Origin of the sequence: Undibacterium sp. SXout7W (genome assembly GCF_049339385.1) — a bacterium.
GTDB lineage: Bacteria > Pseudomonadota > Gammaproteobacteria > Burkholderiales > Burkholderiaceae_D > Undibacterium.
In genome coordinates this window covers 1-364 of record NZ_JBMPPF010000102.1, presented here as the reverse complement: position 1 = coordinate 364, position 364 = coordinate 1, and the positions used below count along the sequence as shown (strand labels likewise).

1 protein-coding gene is annotated in these 364 nt (G+C 59.9%); it reads left to right on the top strand.

The window, feature by feature from the left end:
• The coding region (locus ACO0LB_RS20670; protein WP_423052597.1) for a pilus assembly protein N-terminal domain-containing protein at positions 1–364 on the top strand (364 nt) is incomplete at both ends.

The window sequence follows — 364 nt, the reverse complement described above, 5'->3', positions numbered from 1 at the left end:
AAGCAGGAAGACAGCGAGCCGGTACCGGAACTTGAACTGTTTACGGGCGAGTCGCGTGTTTTCTCCACGCCAGGCGTAGCGCGCATTGTGGTCGGCAACGGCCAGGTCATTACCGCCAACGCGCTTGACGACAAGGACATCATCATATTCGCCAACGGCGTGGGTACGTCCACCCTGTTCGTGTGGAACCAGCAAGGCCGTTTCCAGCGTATCAAAGTCACCGTGCTGGCTACCGACATGGGCCGCTACCTGCGCGAAGTCGCGACCTTCCTGGCAGCAATACCGAAAGCCAAGGCCAGCGTGGTGGGCGACAAGGTAATCGTCGAAGGCGAGGAACTGTCGGATGCGGACCGCGACAAGGTAG